At 67.7% G+C, this 18,001-nt stretch carries 13 protein-coding genes and 1 pseudogene; 7 read left to right on the top strand and 7 right to left on the bottom strand.

Annotation, left to right across the window (positions count from 1 at the left end):
* Positions 1–22 precede the first annotated feature (22 nt).
* From ctaD to LK996_RS14030, 3 genes are read right to left on the bottom strand one after another with little or no spacing between them, the layout of a single operon-like run.
* Positions 23–1,648 carry a cytochrome c oxidase subunit I gene (gene ctaD, locus LK996_RS14040; RefSeq protein ID WP_230528001.1) on the bottom strand — a complete coding sequence of 542 codons (1,626 nt, stop codon included), beginning with the start codon at positions 1,646–1,648 and terminating at the stop codon, positions 23–25.
* A 58-nt stretch (positions 1,649–1,706) separates the two neighbouring features.
* Positions 1,707–2,711 carry a cytochrome c oxidase subunit II gene (coxB, locus tag LK996_RS14035; protein ID WP_425493788.1) on the bottom strand — a complete coding sequence of 335 codons (1,005 nt, stop codon included), beginning with the start codon at positions 2,709–2,711 and terminating at the stop codon, positions 1,707–1,709.
* Positions 2,712–2,746: 35 nt separating this feature from the next.
* On the bottom strand, positions 2,747–3,226 hold the full coding sequence (locus tag LK996_RS14030; protein ID WP_230527999.1) for a DUF2244 domain-containing protein: 480 nt from the start codon (positions 3,224–3,226) through the stop codon (positions 2,747–2,749).
* 141 nt (positions 3,227–3,367) lie between these two features.
* Here LK996_RS14030 and putA point away from each other — a divergent pair, with 141 nt between their 5' ends.
* Positions 3,368–6,586 carry a bifunctional proline dehydrogenase/L-glutamate gamma-semialdehyde dehydrogenase PutA gene (putA, locus tag LK996_RS14025; protein ID WP_230527998.1) on the top strand — a complete coding sequence of 1,073 codons (3,219 nt, stop codon included), beginning with the start codon at positions 3,368–3,370 and terminating at the stop codon, positions 6,584–6,586.
* A gap of 243 nt (positions 6,587–6,829) precedes the next feature.
* On the opposite strand, the gene LK996_RS14020 is transcribed toward putA, so the two are convergent.
* Positions 6,830–8,200 (bottom strand): OmpP1/FadL family transporter, encoded by a 1,371-nt coding sequence (locus LK996_RS14020; RefSeq protein WP_230527997.1) that lies wholly within the window; start codon positions 8,198–8,200, stop codon positions 6,830–6,832.
* A 193-nt stretch (positions 8,201–8,393) separates the two neighbouring features.
* Here LK996_RS14020 and LK996_RS14015 point away from each other — a divergent pair, with 193 nt between their 5' ends.
* Both LK996_RS14015 and LK996_RS14010 read left to right on the top strand, forming a co-directional pair.
* Positions 8,394–9,086 carry a rhomboid family intramembrane serine protease gene (locus LK996_RS14015; protein ID WP_230527996.1) on the top strand — a complete coding sequence of 231 codons (693 nt, stop codon included), beginning with the start codon at positions 8,394–8,396 and terminating at the stop codon, positions 9,084–9,086.
* Between the two features lie 204 nt (positions 9,087–9,290).
* On the top strand, positions 9,291–9,611 hold the full coding sequence (locus LK996_RS14010) for a DUF1820 family protein (RefSeq protein WP_230527995.1): 321 nt from the start codon (positions 9,291–9,293) through the stop codon (positions 9,609–9,611).
* Between the two features lie 221 nt (positions 9,612–9,832).
* Here LK996_RS14010 and LK996_RS14005 read toward each other — a convergent pair.
* The 3 genes and pseudogenes from LK996_RS14005 to gpmI all read right to left on the bottom strand — a co-directional run.
* A pseudogene (locus tag LK996_RS14005) lies at positions 9,833–11,179 on the bottom strand (S41 family peptidase); the annotation flags it as partial.
* A 100-nt stretch (positions 11,180–11,279) separates the two neighbouring features.
* On the bottom strand, positions 11,280–12,524 hold the full coding sequence (locus LK996_RS14000; protein WP_230527994.1) for a murein hydrolase activator EnvC family protein: 1,245 nt from the start codon (positions 12,522–12,524) through the stop codon (positions 11,280–11,282).
* Positions 12,521–14,062, bottom strand: a complete 1,542-nt coding sequence (gpmI, locus tag LK996_RS13995; protein ID WP_230527993.1) for a 2,3-bisphosphoglycerate-independent phosphoglycerate mutase — start codon at positions 14,060–14,062, stop codon at positions 12,521–12,523. The genes LK996_RS14000 and gpmI overlap by 4 nt, the downstream gene beginning before the upstream one ends.
* 116 nt (positions 14,063–14,178) lie before the next feature.
* Between gpmI and LK996_RS13990 the strand changes: the two genes are divergently transcribed.
* The 4 genes from LK996_RS13990 (at position 14,179) to LK996_RS13975 (ending at position 17,858) form a co-directional block, all read left to right on the top strand.
* On the top strand, positions 14,179–14,853 hold the full coding sequence (locus LK996_RS13990; RefSeq protein WP_230527992.1) for a DUF4097 family beta strand repeat-containing protein: 675 nt from the start codon (positions 14,179–14,181) through the stop codon (positions 14,851–14,853).
* Between the two features lie 81 nt (positions 14,854–14,934).
* A complete protein-coding gene (locus tag LK996_RS13985) occupies positions 14,935–16,659 on the top strand; it encodes a M28 family metallopeptidase (RefSeq protein WP_230527991.1) in 1,725 nt (574 codons plus the stop codon).
* A gap of 37 nt (positions 16,660–16,696) precedes the next feature.
* Positions 16,697–17,116, top strand: a complete 420-nt coding sequence (locus LK996_RS13980; RefSeq protein ID WP_230527990.1) for an MAPEG family protein — start codon at positions 16,697–16,699, stop codon at positions 17,114–17,116.
* A gap of 22 nt (positions 17,117–17,138) precedes the next feature.
* Positions 17,139–17,858, top strand: a complete 720-nt coding sequence (locus LK996_RS13975; protein WP_425493802.1) for a 2OG-Fe dioxygenase family protein — start codon at positions 17,139–17,141, stop codon at positions 17,856–17,858.
* Positions 17,859–18,001 lie beyond the last annotated feature (143 nt).

Below are 18,001 nucleotides of genomic sequence, written 5' to 3'. Positions count from 1 at the left end.
CACTGGACGGCGCGAGGCGCCGTCAGTCGAAGTCCATGTGGGCGAAGTCGCCGTGGGCCAGGTCGCCATCCTTGATGACCGGCGGCGTGGTGAAGGTGTGGTGCGGGGCCGGCGACGGCACCGTCCACTCCAGGCCGCGCGCGCTTTCCCACACGCGGTCGGTCGCCTTCGCGCCGTTGCGCAGCGAGCTCCACAGGATCGTGGCCATCATGAACGGCGTGAGGAACATGCCGAACGCACCGATCGAGGAGATCAGGTTCCAGTCGGCGAACACGACGTTGTAGTCCGGGATGCGGCGCGGCATGCCGGCGAGGCCGAGGAAGTGCTGCGGGAAGAACAGCAGGTTGACGAAGATCATCGACCACCAGAAATGGAACTTGGCGGCGGTCTCGTTGTACATGCGGCCCGTCCACTTCGGCCACCAGTAGTACACGCCGGCGATGATCGCGAACAGCGCGCCGGTCACGAGCACGTAGTGGAAGTGCGCCACGACGAAGTAGGTGTCGTGGTACTGGAAGTCCGCCGGCACGATCGCGAGCATCAGGCCCGAGAAGCCGCCGATGGTGAACAGGATGACGAACGCGATCGCCCACAGCATCGGCGACTCGAACGAGATCGAGCCCTTCCACATCGTGGTGACCCAGTTGAACACCTTCACGCCCGTCGGCACGGCGATGAGCATCGTGGCGAACATGAAGTAGATCTCGCCGCCGAGCGGCATGCCCACCGTGAACATGTGGTGCGCCCACACGATGAACGACAGGAACGCGATCGACGCGGTGGCGTACACCATCGCCTGGTAGCCGAACAGCGGCTTGCGCGAGAAGGTCGGGATGATCTCCGAGGCGATGCCGAACGCCGGGAGGATCATGATGTAGACCTCGGGGTGCCCGAAGAACCAGAAGATGTGCTGGAACATCACCGGGTCGCCGCCGCCGGCCGCGCTGAAGAAGCTGGTGGCGAAGAACTTGTCGGTGAGCAGCATCGTCACCGCGCCGGCGAGCACCGGCATGACGGCGATGAGCAGGAACGCGGTGATCAGCCAGGTCCAGCAGAAGATCGGCATCTTCAGCAGGTCGACGCCCGGCGCGCGCATGTTGAGGATCGTCGCGATGATGTTGATCGCGCCCATGATCGAGCTGATGCCCATCATGTGGATCGCGAAGATCGCGAAGGCGAGGTTGCTGCCGCCCTGCAGCGACAGCGGCGGGTAGAGCGTCCAGCCGCCGGCGGGCGCGCCGCCCGGCAGGAACAGCGTCACCAGCAGCATCGTGAAGGCGAACGGCAGGATCCAGAAGGACCAGTTGTTCATGCGCGGCAGCGCCATGTCGGGCGCGCCGATCTGCAGCGGCACCATCCAGTTCGCCAGGCCCACGAAGGCCGGCATCACGCCGCCGAAGATCATGACCAGCGCGTGCACGGTGGTCATCTGGTTGAACTGTTCCGGCTTCAGGAACTGAAGACCCGGTTGCATCAGTTCAAGGCGGATCGCGACGGACATGCCGGCGCCCACGATGAACATCAGGAACGAGAACACCAGGTACAGCGTGCCGATGTCCTTGTGGTTCGTGGAGAAGAACCAGCGGTCGATGAAGCTCTGCTTGTGTCCGTGATCGTCGTGGTGCACGGCGGCGTCGTACTGGGCCATGGCCTACCTCAGGTAATGCTTGATTCGGTGGAAAGTCGAAGACCGGGATCGCGTGCGCTTACTGCGTCACGGGCTCGGCTTTCTCGGGCGTCGGCGTATCGCTGGTGTCGGGGGCGGCGGGCTGCCGCTCGCCGGTGCCGGACGGCGTGGCCTGCATCGCGTCGATGGCGGTCGCCTGCGCGGCTTCCGGCGCCTGCGGGGCGTCCTTGGCCTTCTGCTCGGCGAGCCACTTCTGGTATTCGACCTTCGACACGGCCTTGACCACGATCGGCATGAAGCCATGGTCCTTGCCGCAGAGCTCCGCGCACTGGCCGCGGTAGATGCCCGGCTGCTTAATTTCGGTCCAGGCCTCGTTGATGATCCCGGGGATCGCGTCCTGCTTCCAGCCCAGCGCCGGCACCCACCATGCGTGGATGACGTCGTCGGCGGTGATCACGAAGCGGACCTTGGTGTCGACCGGCAGGACGAGGACATTGTCGACGTCGAGCAGGTAGTGGCGGTCGGCTTCGTTCTTGAACGAAGGCACTTCGCCCGACTGGCGCACCGCGTCGCTGCGGCGGTCGAGGCGGCTGGTGAAGGTCACGCCTTCGCCCAGGTACTCGTACTTCCACATCCACTGGTAACCGGTGACCTTCACGGTCATTGCGGCGTTGCGCGTGTCGTACATCGCGATGAGCTTGGCGGTCGCCGGCCACGCCATGCCGACCAGCAGGATGACCGGGACGAGCGTCCAGATGATCTCGAGCTTGGTGCTGTGCGTGAAGCTGACGTCGGGCACCGCGCCCTTCGAATGGCGGAACTTGAACATCGCGTAGGCCATCGCGCCGAACACGACCAGGCCGATGATCACGCACACCCACAGCGCGACCATGTGGGCTTCCCACGCCATGTTGGACGAGTGCGTGACGCCCCTGCCCATGTTGAGCTGCCACGGCTGCGGATCCGCGGGACCGGCGCCGGCGGGCGTGGCGAACGCGGAAACGGATGCCATCAGCGCAAATGCGGCGATGGCGACGCGTGCGGCCCATCCCCTGGCGCCGGAAATCTTGAAGCCTGCTTTCATCGGTAACGAGCCCCGCAGCTGAATGCCATTCGTGTTCATGTCGTGGGCGGCGCCTTGCTGGCCTCGAGCAGCGCGCGAAGGCGCTGTTCGAGTTGCCGGCGTTCGCCGGGGCCGAGGAATGCGCCGACCTCGCAGCGGACCCCGCTGCTGGACAGCACGATCGGCGCTTCCCCGCCCGTCGCTTCCATCCGCACCCACGCGGGGTGCGCTCGGAACACGGGCGCCGGCTGTGCCGACCGCCAGACCTCGACCGCTTCCGGCCCGATCGAAATGATTTCGCGGCGCTCTCCGAGCCGCCACAACCATCGCAACGCCGCCGCCACGAGCACGCTGTCGAGCAGCGCGAACGCGGGGGCGAAGACGTTGCCGCCCCACCATCCCAGCCCCGCGACCAGCCACATCGAGGCGGCGAGGGACGCGAACAGGAGGAGGAACTGCCGGCCCGTCAACGCCCGCGGCGGACGCAACCGGAGTTGCGCATCCGTTCCTGGCGACGATGGCACCGTTTCGATCATGCCGAACCGCAGCTGGAAAACCGGCTGCGGAAACCGCGAAATGGTAGCCCCCGCCGCCCATGCGGGGCAAGCCGCGCGGGGTATGGGTGCGCGTTTTGCACCGCTACAATGTGCGGCTCGCCACGTCACCAAGCGGGCCCGATGAATTCCCTCCCCCTCCCTGCAACGGCCGAACGGCCGCTGTTGTCGCCGGAACTGCCGGCCCCGCCCGACCGCCTGCGCGCCGCGATCACCGCCGCCTGGGTGCGCGACGAAGCCGAACACGTGCGCGAACTCCTCGCGCAGGCGCGCCAGCCCGAAGCCGATCGCCTCGCCGTGCAAGCGACGGCCGCCGACCTCGTGCAGCGCGTGCGTGCACGCACGAAGGACCAAGGCGCGATCGAAGCCTTCATGCGGCAGTACGACCTCGGCAGCGAGGAAGGCGTGCTGCTGATGTGCGTGGCCGAAGCGCTGCTTCGCATCCCCGACCAGGACACCGCCGACAAGCTGATCCGCGACAAGCTCGGCGAAGCGGACTGGAAGAAGCACATGGGCCAGTCCGACTCGATCCTCGTGAACGCGTCGACGTGGGGCCTGATGCTCACCGGCCATCTCGTCGATCTCGCGGACGACACCAAGCGCGACGTGCACAACGCCTTCAAGCGGCTGGTCGGCCGCGTCGGCGAGCCCGTCGTGCGCCTCGCGGTGCGGCAGGCGATGCGCATCATGGGCCACCAGTTCGTCATGGGCCGCACGATCGGCGAAGCGCTCGCGCGTTCGCGCAAGGGCGCCAACGCCGCGTATCGCTATTCGTTCGACATGCTGGGCGAAGGCGCGCTGACGACGAAGGACGCGCTGCGCTATCTCGGCGCGTATCGCGAAGCGATCAAGGCGATCGGCACCAGCGGCAATTTCGTCGGCACCGACGTGTTTGCTGCGCCGTCGATCTCGGTGAAGCTCTCCGCGCTGCACCCGCGCTACGAACTCGCCAAGCGCGCGCGCGTGATGGAAGAACTCGTGCCGCGCGTGCTGGAACTCGCGCAGCTCGCGAAGTCGCATGGCATCGGCTTCACCATCGACGCCGAGGAAGCGGACCGCCTCGAACTCTCGCTCGAAGTCCTCGCCGCCGCGTTCGAGGACAAGTCGCTCGACGGCTGGGAAGGCTACGGCCTCGCGATCCAGGCGTACCAGAAGCGCGCACCGTTCGTGATCGACTGGATCGCCGACCTCGCGCGTCGCAACGGCCGCCGCATTCCCGTGCGCCTGGTGAAGGGCGCGTACTGGGACAGCGAAGTGAAGCGCGCGCAGGTCGACGGCCAGGCGGGCTACCCGGTGTTCACGCGCAAGCCGAACACCGACGTCAGCTATCTCGCGAACGCGCGCCGCATGCTCGAAGCGTCGGATGCGATCTACCCGATGTTCGCGACGCACAACGCGCACACGATCGCGGCGATCCATCGCTTCGCGCGCGGCGGCGACACGAAGAAGGCATTCGAATTCCAGAAGCTGCACGGCATGGGCGACGACCTGTATGCCGAAGTCGTGCCGGCCGATCGCCTCGATGCGCCGTGCCGCGTGTACGCGCCGGTCGGTTCGCACGAAGACCTGCTGCCCTACCTGGTCCGTCGCCTGCTCGAGAACGGCGCCAACTCCAGCTTCGTCAACAACATCGCCGACGAGAACGTGTCGATCGAGGACCTCGTGCGCGATCCGCGCGATGTCGTCGCGTCCTTCGCCAGCATCCCGCATCCGCGCATTCCGCTTCCGCGCGACGTCTACCGCAGCCAGGCGACGGACATCGCCGACGAGAGAGACAACTCCATGGGCATCAACCTCGCCAACGACGCGCAGCTGCGCGCCCTCGCCGAACAGGTCAACGCCGCGACGAACGCCGGCTGGAAGGCCACGCCGCTCGTGCCGGGCGCGACCGCCGCGGGTCCCGACATCAGCGTGACCAATCCGGCCGATCGCCGCGAGCAAGTCGGCACGTGGCGTGCCGCGGATGCGGCGACCGTCGAGCAGGCGCTGCGCAATGCGGTCGATGCGCAGCCGTCGTGGGATGCGACGCCCGCGGCTTCGCGCGCGGCGATCCTCGAACACGCAGCGACGCTTCTCGAACAGCGCATGCCCGCATACATCGCGATGTGCACGAAGGAAGCGGGCAAGACGATCCCCGACGGCGTCGCCGAAGTGCGCGAAGCGGTCGACTTCCTGCGTTACTACGCGGGCCAGGCGCGCAAGCTGTTCGGCCATCCGGAAAAGCTGCCGGGCCCGACCGGCGAATCGAACGAACTGCGCCTGCAGGGCCGCGGCGTGTTCGTGTGCATCTCGCCGTGGAATTTCCCGCTCGCGATCTTCCTCGGCCAGGTCGCCGCGGCGCTCGCGGCCGGCAACAGCGTGATTGCCAAGCCCGCCGAGCAGACCAACCTCATCGGCTACTACGCGGTGAAGCTGCTGCACGAAGCCGGCGTGCCGGAAAAGGTCGTGCAATTCCTGCCGGGCGACGGCGCCACGGTCGGCGCGGCGCTCACGAAGGATCCGCGCGTCGCGGGCGTGGCGTTCACCGGTTCGACCGACACCGCGCGCGCGATCAATCGCGCGCTCGCCGCGCGCGACGCCGCGATCGGCGTGCTGATCGCCGAAACCGGCGGCCAGAACGCGCTGATCGGCGACAGCTCCGCGCTGCCGGAACAGTTGATCAAGGACGCGCTGTCGTCGGCGTTCACCTCCGCGGGCCAGCGTTGCTCGGCCGCGCGCGTGCTGTTCGTGCAGGACGACATCGCCGACAAGACGATCGGCATGCTCGCCGGCGCGATGGCGGAACTGCAGGTCGGCGATCCGGGCCTGCTGTCGACCGACGTCGGCCCGGTGATCGACAACGACGCGTTCTGCATGCTCGAAGACCACGGCAAGCGCATGCGCGGCGAAGCGAAGCTGATCGCCGAAGCGAAGATGGATGCGTCGACCGCGAACGGCACGTACTTCGCGCCGGTGGCGTTCGAGATCGATTCGATCGACCGCCTGCACAAGGAAGTCTTCGGCCCGGCGCTGCACGTCGTGCGCTGGAAGGCCGACGAACTCGACAAGGTGATCGATGCGATCAATGCGACGGGCTACGGCCTGACGCTCGGCATCCACTCGCGCATCGACGAAACCATCGAGCACATCGTCTCGCGCGTGAAAGTCGGCAACGCGTACGTCAACCGCAACCAGATCGGCGCGGTCGTCGGCGTGCAGCCCTTCGGCGGCCAGGGCCTGAGCGGCACCGGCCCGAAGGCCGGCGGCCCGCACTACCTCCCGCGCTTCGGCACGGAGAAGACGGTGACGGTCAACACGACGGCCGCCGGCGGTAACGCATCCCTGCTCACTCTGGGCGAGTGAGCAGCCGACGTAGTTTGCTTCGCAAACCGACGTAGTTTGCTTCGCAAACCACGTCTGTAAACGTTGCATGCCAACCCCGCAATTTTTCGCCTTCGGCGAAAACCGCCCCCAACTTGGGGGCTATTGCCGCGTCGCTTCGATCACTGCAGGGTGACTTCGATCAACGCGTGCGGATTGCGAAGCAAGCCGCGAAATAAAAAAGCCCCGCTTTCGCGGGGCTTTTTTTGTTGCATGTGACTTCGATCAGAAGCGGTACTGACCGGACAGGCCCCACAGGTTCACGCTCGAGCTGTACACGCCCTGCAGCGCGGAACCACTCGTGCCGATCGACGGCGCCAGGTTGATCGTCGGGTCGTCCGCGTTGATGCGAGTGTAGCCGCCGCTGATTTCCCAGTTTTCGCTCGGCGCCCACGTCGCACCGATCGACAGCCACTGGCGGTCGGCGTCGGGCAGGCGCGGGGTGCGCAGGTCGTTGCGCGTCGGCGTCTGGTCTTCGGCGTAACCGGCACGGAAGGTCCACTGGTCGTTCAGCTTCCACTCGGCGCCGAGCGACGCGAAGATCGTGTCTTCCCAACGGAATTCCTCGACCGCCGGGTTCGGCTGCTGCGCCGGGTTGCCGAAGACGATCGCGACTTCGCGCAGCGAGCTCCACTGCGTACGCGAGACGTCGCCGAGGATCGTCCAGCTGTCGTTGATGCCGTAGGTGACCGACAGCGTGTCGACGGCCGGCGTGGTCAGCGCAGCGCTGCCCGCGGTGTCGACGTACTGGCCCGGCGCACCGGCCGCGAGGATCGGGGCGGTGTTGGCCGGAACGGTGAAGTCGGCCGTGCCCGAGATGTTGTGGTCGATTTCCGAGCGGTGCGAGAAGCCGATGCCGAGGTTGTCGGTGGCGTGCACGTGCATGCCCATGATCCAGCCGATGCCGGTGTCGTCGCCTTCGACTTCGATGAAGCCGTCGTTGCGCTGCGGCGCGTACAGGAGATTGCAGCCGGCGGGGTTCGCGCGGCAGAGGCTCGAACCGAAGTCGATCGCCTTCGACAGCGTGGCTTCGGCGCGCTCGTACACGAGGCCGAGGCCGAACGACACGCCGGCGTCGAAGTCGAACGAAGCCGACAGCGTGAAGTCGACGGTCTTCACTTCCGATTCCACGGCGGTATAGCGGCCGACCCAGGTGGGTTCGTATTCGGTCTTCAGGCCGAACGGCGCGCTGACCATGGCGCCGACCGTGACGCCCGAATCGCCCAGCGGGAAGATCGCGGAGATCGCCGGGATCGGCGTGGTGTCGCCGGCGTCGCCACCGTTGCCACCGGTCAGGGGCTGCTGCAGCGGCGAACCCGCCGCGGCCACGCCGCCGCCCGAGAAGTCGAACGACAGGTCGACGACGGTGACGTCGGCCTGGACCGTCGTCTTCTTGAACGTCGACATGGCGGCCGGATTGTTCACGACGACGGAGGCGTCGCCGGTGGCCGAGGCGCTGCCCGCGAAGGCGCGGCCCATGGCCTTGACGCTGTTTTCCTTCAGCTGGAAGCCCGAGGCGTTGGCCTGGCCTGCAGCGAGGGCGCCCGCGACGGCAAATGCGAGCGCCGAGATGCGGATGATGCTGTTCGTTTGCATTGCGTGTTGTCTCCGGTGACGAATGTGGTGTGCATCGGGTGGCTCTTCGGCCAGCACCAAGCGCGTGCCGGAACCCCTCCCGACGTACTGCGCCGTAGGGAATATACCCGGTCTTTAACCGGGTGCTAACAACCGCATCCCGAAACGGTAACGAACGCTCGTTCGTTTCGGGTGTCGGTAGGATGTGCCGGCCATGTTCGTGTCCCTGCCCACTCGACAGAAGAGCGGCCTGCGCTGGGCGACGCCCCTGCTCGCGGTCCTGCTGTCGGCCGCGTTCGTCTGGGCGACGATGGGCTCGGACACCCAGCAGCGGGCGCTGATCCAGAGTTGGGGCGCGCTGTCCGGCGGTTTCCTGTCGCCGGTCGCGTGGCCCGCTGCGCTCCAGGACGGGCGCGCGCTGCGGCTGGTCACGGCCCTGTTCCTGCACGCCGACTGGGCGCACCTGGTCGGCAACCTGGTGTTCCTGCTGATCTTCGGGCTGCCCGCGGAACGCGCGATGGGGCCGTGGCGGTTCCTGCTGCTGTTCCTCCTCGGCGGGGCGATCGCGAACCTCGCGGCGGCGCTGACGATCGGCGCGCCGGACCGGATCATCATCGGCGCCAGCGGCGCGGTGTCGGCGGTGATCGGCGCGTACCTCGCGCTGTTCCCGCGCGCGAAGCTCGGCGTCGTGCTGCCGCTCGGCCTGTTCCTCGAATTCGTGCGCGCGCCCGCGTCGCTGCTGATCGGCATCTGGGCGCTGCTGCAGGTCGTGTTCGCCTACATCGGCCCGGCCCTCGGCGCGGTGGCGTGGTGGGCGCACCTGGCGGGCTTCGTGTTCGGGATCGTGTTCGCGGTGCTGGTGCGCGCGGCGATCGCGCGGCGTTTGCGCAGGGCGCGCGGGTACTGAGTTTGCGCAGCAAACTCAGTACCCGCGGACGTAGTTTGCTTCGCAAACTACGTCTGTAAACGTTGCAGGCCAACCCTGCAATTTTTCGCCTTCGGCGAAAACCGCCCCCAACTTGGGGGCTATTGCCGCGTCCCTTCGATCTGGGTGCGTGTATGTCGCTTCGACTAAGGCGCGCGCGCCTTTGGGCGACCTATAATCCGCGCCATGGCGAAGACGCTCTACAAGGTCACCTTCCTCAACGCGGGCCGCATCTACGAGCTGTACGCGCAGCGCGTGTCGTCGGGTGCGTTGTGGGGATTCACCGAGGTCGCAGAACTCGTCTTCGACGTGCATGCGGGCGTCGTCGTCGATCCGACGGAAGAGCGCCTGCGCGACGAATTCGGCAACACGCGCGTGCTGCATCTGCCGATGCAGAGCATCGTGCGGATCGAGGAAGTGGAAAAGAAGGGCGCGTCGGCGATCCGCGATGCGGCGACTGGCGAAACCGTGGTCACGCCCTTTCCGATGCCGGTCAAACCTCGCTGAGGTTTTGACACCGACGTAGTTTGCTACGCACGCGAACGCGATCGAAGCGACGCATACGCAACTCGATCGAAGCGACGCGGCAATAGCCCCCAAGTTGGGGGCGGTTTTCGCCAAGGGCGAAAAATTGCGGGGATGGCATGCAACGTTTACAGACGTGGTTTGCGCAGCAAACTACGTCGGTTTGCGCAGCAAACTACGTCGGTTTGCGCAGCAAACTATTCCTTGCTCGGCGCCGGCGTCGCGGCCGGCGCTTTCGCGATCGGCTTTTTCAGTTCCGCCAGGGCGGCGGCGATCGGGGCGTCGCCGTCGAGGACTTCGCCGGCGTTGGATCCGGCCATGTCTTCGCCGTCGCCGCGCAGGTGGCGCGGGAGCGTGGCTTCGCTGTATTCCGGGCGGCCGCCGTTGGTCGCGTTTTTCTCGGGGCGCAGCACGATGTCGGGCTGGATGCCGAGCGCCTGGATCGATTTGCCGCTCGGCGTGTAGTAGCGCGCGGTGGTGAGTTTCACCGAGTCGCCGTTGTCGAGCGGCAACAGCGTTTGCACCGAGCCCTTGCCGAACGTGCGGCTGCCGACCACGCGTGCGCGTCCGTTGTCGCGCAACGCGCCGGCGAGCACTTCGGACGCGCTCGCCGAACCCGCGTCGACGAGGACGACGATCGGGGCGCCATCGAGGCGATCGCCCGGAGTCGCACTGAACTCGGCGTCGCTCAGCGCGACGCGACCGCGCGTGCTGACGATCTTGCCCTTGTCGAGTAGTTCGTCGGCGATCTGCACCGCGGCCGTGAGGAGGCCGCCGGGGTTGCTGCGCAGGTCGATGACCAGGCCGCGCAAGTTGCCGCCGGCCTGCAACGTGTCGAGCGCGCGCGAGAAGTCGGCGGCGGTGTCGGCCTGGAACGTCGCGATGCGGATGTAGCCGAAGCCGGGTTCGAGCGCGCGCGACTTCACGCTGGTGACGCGGATGCGCTCGCGCGTCAAGGTGACGTCGAACGGCTTCGCCGTCCCTTCGCGCTGGATCGTGAGCACGACCTTCGTGCCGGGCGCGCCGCGCAACGGCGCGGAGTTGCCGTCGCCTTCGTCATCGTCGTCGCCGTCGTTCGATGCATCGCGGTCGGCGACGGGTTTGCCGTCGATCGCGATCACGATGTCGCCGGCCTTGATGCCCGCGCGTTGCGCGGGCGTGTCGTCGATCGGCGCCACGACTTTCAGCGTGCGGTCGGGCAGCGTCATGAGTTCGACGCCGACGCCGGTGTAGGCGCCCTGCGTCACTTCGTCGAACGCCTTCGCGTCGCGCTTCGGCAGGTACGCGCTGTGCGGATCGAGGTCGAGCAGCAGGCCGCGCACGGCCGCCTGCATCAGTTTCTTGTCGTCGACCGGATCGACGTAGGCTTCCTTGACCGCGTTGTAGACCCACACGTAGCGGCGGATCTCATCGAGCGGCACCTTCGACGTGGTGCTCTCCGGTGCATCGGGGTCGTCGCTCGTGGAGACGACCTGCTGTTCTGGCGCCTGCTGCGCGAAGGCCGCGCCCGCGGCGAGGAGCAACAGGAAGGCGAAGGGCGTCTTGCGCATGGCGTGGGGTCCGGGTGCGTGGGGCTTCGGGAAGTGCGCCTCGATTATGCAAGCGTGCGCTGGACGCGCGTTAAAGCAGCGTGGGAATCGGATTCCGCGGCTACTGGCGTTTCAGCCAGGCGTCGGGATTCACCGGCTGGCCGTTGCGGCGCAGTTCGAAATACAGGGCCGCGCGCCCCTGCCCGCCCGAGTTGCCGACGCTGGCGAGCGCTTCGCCGCGCCGGACCGCGTCGCCGGCGTCGCGCAACAGGGCGTCGTTGTGCGCATACAGGCTCATGTAGCCGTTGCCGTGGTCGATGATGAGGATGAGGCCGTAGCCGTTCATCCAGTCGGCGAACACGACGCGTCCGTCGGCGACGGCCTTGACCGTCGTCCCCGCGGGCGCGGCGATGAGCACGCCCTGGCTCGTGCGGCCGTCGGGCATCGGGCCGCCGTAGCGCGCGAGCAGGCTGCCGTTGACCGGCCAGCTGAGGCCGCCGACCTGCAGCGCCGGTCCGGTGGTGGTGTTCCTGCGCAGCGGCGTGACCGATGCAGTGGTGTTGTCGCCGGCCTTCGGCTTCGCGGTCGCGGCGCGTCTTTCAGCGGCGGCGCGCTTGTCGGCGGCGGCCTTATCGCGCGCGGCCTTCGCCGCGGCGGCGCGCAGTTGCGCAAGCAGTTGCTGCAGGGCCTTGGCGTCCTGGCCGAGCGCGCGTTCGCGGGTCGCGCGGTCCTTGTACTTCTCGTCGAGCTGGTCGACGAGCTTCGCGCGATCGCGGCGTGCCGTTTCGAGCGACGCGAGTTGGTCGCGCTGCTTGCGGCGATCATTGTCGAGCGCCGTGCGGCGCTCGGTGATCTCGCGTTCGAGCGCGTCGACTTCCTGCAGTTCCTGCACGATCGCCTGCATGCGCGCGGCGCGATCGCGCTGCGCGTAACGGTGGTACGCGAGCGTGCGTTGCGCGTCGTCGACGCGGTCCTGCGCGAGCAGCGCCTTGAGCGGCGTGTCGTCGCCGACGGTATAGGCCGCGCGCAGCAGTTGCGCGAGTTCCTCGCGACGCGCGGCGAGACCGGCGTTGAGCGTGTCGCGGCGTTGCTGGAGTTCGGCGAGCGCCTGCGTGTCGCGCGCGAGCGCGCGTTCGGTGTCGCGCACGGCGCGGCCGACGCGGCCGACCTCTTCGTCGGCGGCGCGCAACTTGCGCGAGGCATCGCCGCGCTGGCCTTCGATCTTCCGGCGTTCGGCCGCGACGCTCTTCAGCTCCGTGCGCACCTGCTTGAGGCGCTGCTCGGTGTCCTTGCTGTTCTGCGAAGACGCGGGCCCCGCTGCTGTCGTCAGCGCAACGGCCAGCGCGAGCGCGAGATGCGTCCTCAAGCAGGCACGAGCAGGCTGAGGCCGGTCATCTCGGCCGGTTGCGGGAGGCCCAGCAGGTCGAGCATGGTCGGGGCGACGTCGCGCAACGCGCCACCGCTGCGCAGCGTGGCCGCGCGCGGGCCGACGTACACGAACGGCACCGGCCCCACGGTGTGGGCGGTGTGCGGCTGGCCGGTGTCTGGATCGCGCATTTGCTCGAGGTTGCCGTGGTCGGCGGTGATGAGCAAGGCGCCGCCTACGCGACGCACCGCCGCTTCGACCGCGCCGATCGCCACATCGACCGCCTGCGCGGCCTGGATCGCCGCGGCGATGTTGCCGGTGTGGCCGACCATGTCGGGGTTCGCGATGTTGCACACGATGACGTCGAACGCCTGCGTGTCGATCGCGTCCACGAGTTTCGCGGTGACTTCGGGGCAGCTCATTTCCGGTTGCAGGTCGTAGGTGGCGACTTTCGGGCTCGGCACGAGGATGCGCGTTTCGCCCGCGTAGGGATCTTCGCGGCCGCCGCTGAAGAAGAACGTGACGTGGGCATACTTCTCGGTCTCCGCGATGCGCAGCTGGGTCAGGCCGGCATCGGCGAGCAGTTCGCCGAGCGTGTGGCGCAGGTCGTCGGGCGCGAACGCGACGGGGGCCGGCAGCTTCGCGTCGTATTCGGTCAGGCAGGTGAACCGCGAGAGCTTCGGCTTGTGCGCGGTGAAGCCGTCGAACGTCGGCGACGTGAACGCCGCGGTCAGCTGGCGCGCGCGGTCTGCGCGGAAGTTCATGAAAACCACGGCGTCGCCGTCGTGCATCGGTGTCGCGCCTGCGATGACGGTCGGCGCGACGAATTCATCGGTCTCGCCGCGTTCGTAGGCGTTGGCGAGCGCGGTGATCGCGTCGGCGGCGTGGTGGTCGGCGCGCGCTTCGACGATCGCATCCCACGCGCGGCGCACGCGATCCCAGCGATGGTCGCGATCCATCGCGAAGTAGCGACCCCCGACGGTGGCGATGCGCGCGTTGCCCAGCGCGGCGCACTTGGCTTCGAGCGCGGCGAGGCTCGGTTCCGCGGATTGCGGCGGCGTGTCGCGGCCATCGAGGAAGGCGTGCACGCGGACTTTTTCGACGCCGGCCTGCTTCGCGAGGTCGAGCATCGCGTGGATGTGGGCTTCGTGGCTGTGCACGCCGCCCGGCGAGAGCAGGCCCATGACGTGCAGCGTGCCGTTGGCGGCGCGCGCGGCGGCGCAGGCGGCGAGCAGCTCTTCATTGGTGAAGAAGCTGCCGTCGTCGATCGCCGCATCGACGCGGGTGAGGTCCTGGTAGACGATGCGGCCGGCGCCGAGGTTCATGTGGCCGACTTCCGAATTGCCCATCTGCCCGTCGGGCAGGCCGACGTGGCGGCCTTCGGTATGGACGAGCGTGTGCGGCGCGGCGGCCCAGAGGCGGCGCCAGTTCGGGATGTCGGCCTGGGCCAGCGCGTTGTCGGCCGTTTCCTCGCGGTGGCCCCACCCGTCGAGGATGAGCAGGACGACGGGCTTGGGGCGGGTCTGGACGGCAGGCACGTGCGCTCCGGGGGTCGATTTCGGGGGAATGCGTGGATTGTAGCGAAGGGGGTTAAACCGGATGCCCGGTCGGCGCATCTGTACGGGAACACCCCAACGATTCCGGGACCGACCCCATGACGCACGCTCGCCTTTCCCTCGCCCTCGGCATTGCGCTGGCCACCGCTTCGTTCGCGGCGCTTGCCCAGCATCCGGAAAGCATCGACAAGATCAATGGCGCCATCACCGCGACAGCGAGCCAGACCTACGGCGACCTCGAAACCGTCAACGGCAGCATCCGCATCGAGTCGAACGCGAAGGCCGACGACGTCGAAACGGTCAACGGCAGCATCAATGCGTCCGACAACATCCGCGTGCGCTCGCTGTCCACCGTCAACGGCAGCGTCAAGATCGGCACCCAGGCGCAGATCGACGATGGCGTCGAGACGGTCAACGGCAGCATCTTCGTCGACCGGGGCGGCAACATCGGCGACGACATCAGCACGGTGAACGGTGCCATCGGCCTGGTCGACACCGACCTCGGCGGCGGCATCGAAACGGTCAACGGCGACGTGACGGTCGGCATCGGCTCGCACGTGCGTGGCGGCATCCACGTCGAGAAGCCGGGCAGCAGCTGGATCCGCATGGGCAAGCAGAAGCCGCCGCGCATCGTGATCGGGCCGAACGCGGTCGTCGAAGGGCCGATGATCTTCGAGCGCGAAGTCGTGCTGTACGTGCACACCTCGGCGAAGGTCGGCCAGATCACCGGCGCGAAGGCGATCCCCTTCAGCACCGACACCGCGCCGCAGTAATCGGGCACCCGCGCGCCGGCACGGGCCGGCGCGCGACGACCGTGCTTAAATCTCCGGGTTCCCCACCCCGGAGTCAGGCGGATGCGCAACGCGCTGCACCCTCGAACCCTCGTCCTGTGCCTGGCCAGCGCCATCGCGCTGACCGCCTGCAATCGCGCGGCCGACGCGCCCACGGCCGATGCGGCACCCGCCACTTCGGCGACCGCCACGACACCGGCGCCCGCAAGCACGCACGCCTTCGTTCCCGGCATCGCTGCCGGCGATTTCGCCGAACACGTGCGCGTGCTCGCTTCCGACGAGTTCGAAGGCCGTGCGCCGGGCAGCGTCGGCGAAGACAAGACCGTCGATTACCTCGTCGCACAGTTCAAGCGCATGGGCCTGGAACCGGGCAACGCGGGCGAGTGGACGCAGGTCGTGCCGATGACCGAGACGACCGCCAACAAGGCGACGCTCGACATCGACGTCGCGGGCAAGTCGCATGCGTTGAAGTTCGGCGACGACATGGTGATCGGCACGCGCAGCGGGCAGCAGCATGTCGAAGTGAAGGACAGCGACGTCGTGTTCGTCGGCTACGGCGTCGATGCGCCGGAGCAACAGTGGAACGATTACGCGGGCCTGGACGTGAAGGGCAAGACGGTGGTCATCCTCGTCAACGACCCGGGCTTCCATGTCGACGATCCGGAACTGTTCGAAGGACGCCGCATGACGTACTACGGGCGCTGGACGTACAAGTTCGAAGAGGCCGCGCGCAAGGGCGCCGCCGCGGCATTGATCGTGCACGACGACGCGGGCGCGTCGTATGGCTGGGACGTGGTGCGGGGATCGTGGTCGGGCGCGCAGTTCGATCTGCGCGCGAGCGACGATCCGGCGCCGCGCCTGCCGATCCAGGGCTGGATCACGGGCGAGCAGGCGAAGGCATTGTTCGCCGCGTCGGGCCAGGATTTCGACGCGCTGCGCAAGGCGGCGAACAAGCGTGGCTTCAAGGCGGTGCCGCTCGATGCGAAGGCGTCGGGTGCGATCGACAGCACGGTCGTCGAGAAGTCATCGCGCAACGTCGTCGCGAAGGTGCGTGGCACCGGGAAGCCCGACGAGGCCGTGGTGTACCTCGCGCACTGGGATCACCTGGGCAAGCACGCCGAGGAAACCGGCGACAACATCTACAACGGCGCGATCGACAACGCGACCGGCGTCGCGGGGATCATGGAGCTCGCGGGCGAGTTCGCGAAGGCGCCGCCGAAGCGGTCGGTGGTGTTCCTCGCGGTGACGCTCGAGGAGTCGGGCCTGCTCGGCTCGAAGTATTACGTTGCACATCCGGCCGTGCCGCTGAAGGACACCGTGGCGGCGATCAACATCGATGCGATGTCGACGTCCGGTCCGGCGAAGGACATGGTGGTGACCGGGCTCGGCAATTCGGAACTCGACGACTTGCTGAAGTCGATCACCGACAAGCAGGGTCGCGTGCTGCATGCAGAGGCGACGCCGGAGAGCGGGTTCTACTTCCGCTCCGATCACTTCAACTTCGCGAAGTCGGGCGTGCCGGCGCTGTATGCCGAAGGCGGCGAGGATCTCGTCGAGGGGGGCACGGCCGCGGGTCGCAAGGCGGCGGAGGCGTACACGGAGGCGCGTTACCACAAGCCCGCCGACGAGTTCGACCCGAACTGGAACCTCGAAGGCACGGTGCAGGATCTCGATACGCTGTACCAGGTGGGCCGCACGCTCGCCGACGGCGATGCGTGGCCGAACTGGCGCGCGGGCAATCCGTTCCGCGCTGCGCGCGATGCTTCGCGTGCGGATGCGGGTAAGTAATCCAGGCGAGTAGTCCACCTCTCACGGAGATGGCGACATGACGATGGCTTTGGCGTACTGGTGCGTGCTGGTCGCGGCGATGTTGCCTTACGTGTGGACGACGGTCGCGAAGGCCAGCGGCGAGCGTTACGACAACCGGGATCCGCGCGGCTGGCTCGCGCGGCAGACCAACCCGCGCGTGCATCGCGCGAATTCGGCGCAGCTCAATGCGTTCGAGGCGTTCGCGCCTTTCGCGGCGGGCGTGCTGATGGCGCAGTTCGCCGGCGTGCCGGAGACGCATGTCGCGGGGCTGGCAGTGGCGTTCGTGGTGTTCCGCCTGCTGCACGGCGTCGTGTACACGCTGGGGATGAAGCATTCGCTGCGCAGCCTGTGTTGGTTCAGCGCGCTGGCGTGCGTCGTGGCGTTGATGGTGCTGGCGGCGTTGCGCGTCGTCGGCGGGGCGCACGGCGCGGTTTGATGTCGTGAACGCGAACGTGCCGATGGATGCGGGGAGCGCGCGTTGCGCGGATGTCGTGCGCGCGCAAGGGTTCTGCTTCGTCCATGCGGACGAGATGCGCGCGGCGCTTGCAGGCGTTGGATCACTCGACGATTGGCAGGCATTCGCGGAGAGCTGGAACCGGCTCGGGCCGGACCCGTATCTCGCCCGCACCGGGCGTGCGCGCCGGCGCCGGCATGCGGTGTTCACGGCGTCGAGCGACGGCACGATTCGGGGCGAGGCGAACCAGCCGCATTTCCAGAGCAGCGAGTACAACCGGCTGCAGGGCGATATCGAACGGTGGTTCGAGCCGATCACCGATGCTGTTGCGGACGGCGATTGCCTGCGGACGATCTTGCGTTACTGCGTGGCCTTCTTCGGCGGGTTGTCGCCGGATGTCGCGCAGTGGCGCATCGAAGTCCACCAGTTCCGCATCGAGGCGCGTCCCGGAGAAGCGGGCGAGCCGACGCCGGAAGGCGTGCATCGGGACGGCGTCGATTATGTGCTGGTGCTGATGGTCGATCGACGGAACATCGAGAGCGGCACGACCACGATCCATCTCGCCGATGGCACCGAGTTGGGGAGCTTCACGCTGACCGCCGCCTTCGATGCGGCGCTGGTCGACGATGGACGCGTGTTTCATGGCGTTACGGCGGTGACGCCGTTCGACCCCGCGCAGGCGGCGCATCGCGATGTCTTGGTGGTGACGTTGCGACGGAGTTGAGTAGCGCCGCAGATTAGTTTCGGCCTCCCTGCAGGGAGTCTCGCCGCGCAAAGAAAAAACCCCGCAGGTAACCCTGCGGGGTTTTGGTGTAAGGCCCTGGCGATGACCTACTCTTGCATGCGGATGCACACTACCATCGGCGC

Origin of the sequence: Noviluteimonas lactosilytica (assembly GCF_020866925.1) — a bacterium.
Classification (GTDB): Bacteria; Pseudomonadota; Gammaproteobacteria; order Xanthomonadales; family Xanthomonadaceae; genus Noviluteimonas; species Noviluteimonas lactosilytica.
The sequence above is the reverse complement of the archived record's forward strand: the minus strand, read 5'-3'. Positions and strand labels throughout refer to the sequence as shown.

Bases quoted from the DNA above. Each gene is read 5' to 3' on its own strand.
- LK996_RS14030 (WP_230527999.1), bottom strand. From the start codon at position 3,226: ATGATCGAAACGGTGCCATCGTCGCCAGGAACGGATGCGCAACTCCGG.
- LK996_RS13980 (WP_230527990.1), top strand. From the start codon at position 16,697: ATGACGATGGCTTTGGCGTACTGGTGCGTGCTGGTCGCGGCGATGTTG.
- LK996_RS14020 (WP_230527997.1), bottom strand. From the start codon at position 8,200: ATGCAAACGAACAGCATCATCCGCATCTCGGCGCTCGCATTTGCCGTC.
- LK996_RS13975 (WP_425493802.1), top strand. From the start codon at position 17,139: ATGGATGCGGGGAGCGCGCGTTGCGCGGATGTCGTGCGCGCGCAAGGG.
- ctaD (WP_230528001.1), bottom strand. From the start codon at position 1,648: ATGGCCCAGTACGACGCCGCCGTGCACCACGACGATCACGGACACAAG.
- putA (WP_230527998.1), top strand. From the start codon at position 3,368: ATGAATTCCCTCCCCCTCCCTGCAACGGCCGAACGGCCGCTGTTGTCG.
- LK996_RS13985 (WP_230527991.1), top strand. From the start codon at position 14,935: ATGCGCAACGCGCTGCACCCTCGAACCCTCGTCCTGTGCCTGGCCAGC.
- LK996_RS14010 (WP_230527995.1), top strand. From the start codon at position 9,291: ATGGCGAAGACGCTCTACAAGGTCACCTTCCTCAACGCGGGCCGCATC.
- coxB (WP_425493788.1), bottom strand. From the start codon at position 2,711: ATGAAAGCAGGCTTCAAGATTTCCGGCGCCAGGGGATGGGCCGCACGC.
- LK996_RS14015 (WP_230527996.1), top strand. From the start codon at position 8,394: ATGTTCGTGTCCCTGCCCACTCGACAGAAGAGCGGCCTGCGCTGGGCG.
- LK996_RS13990 (WP_230527992.1), top strand. From the start codon at position 14,179: ATGACGCACGCTCGCCTTTCCCTCGCCCTCGGCATTGCGCTGGCCACC.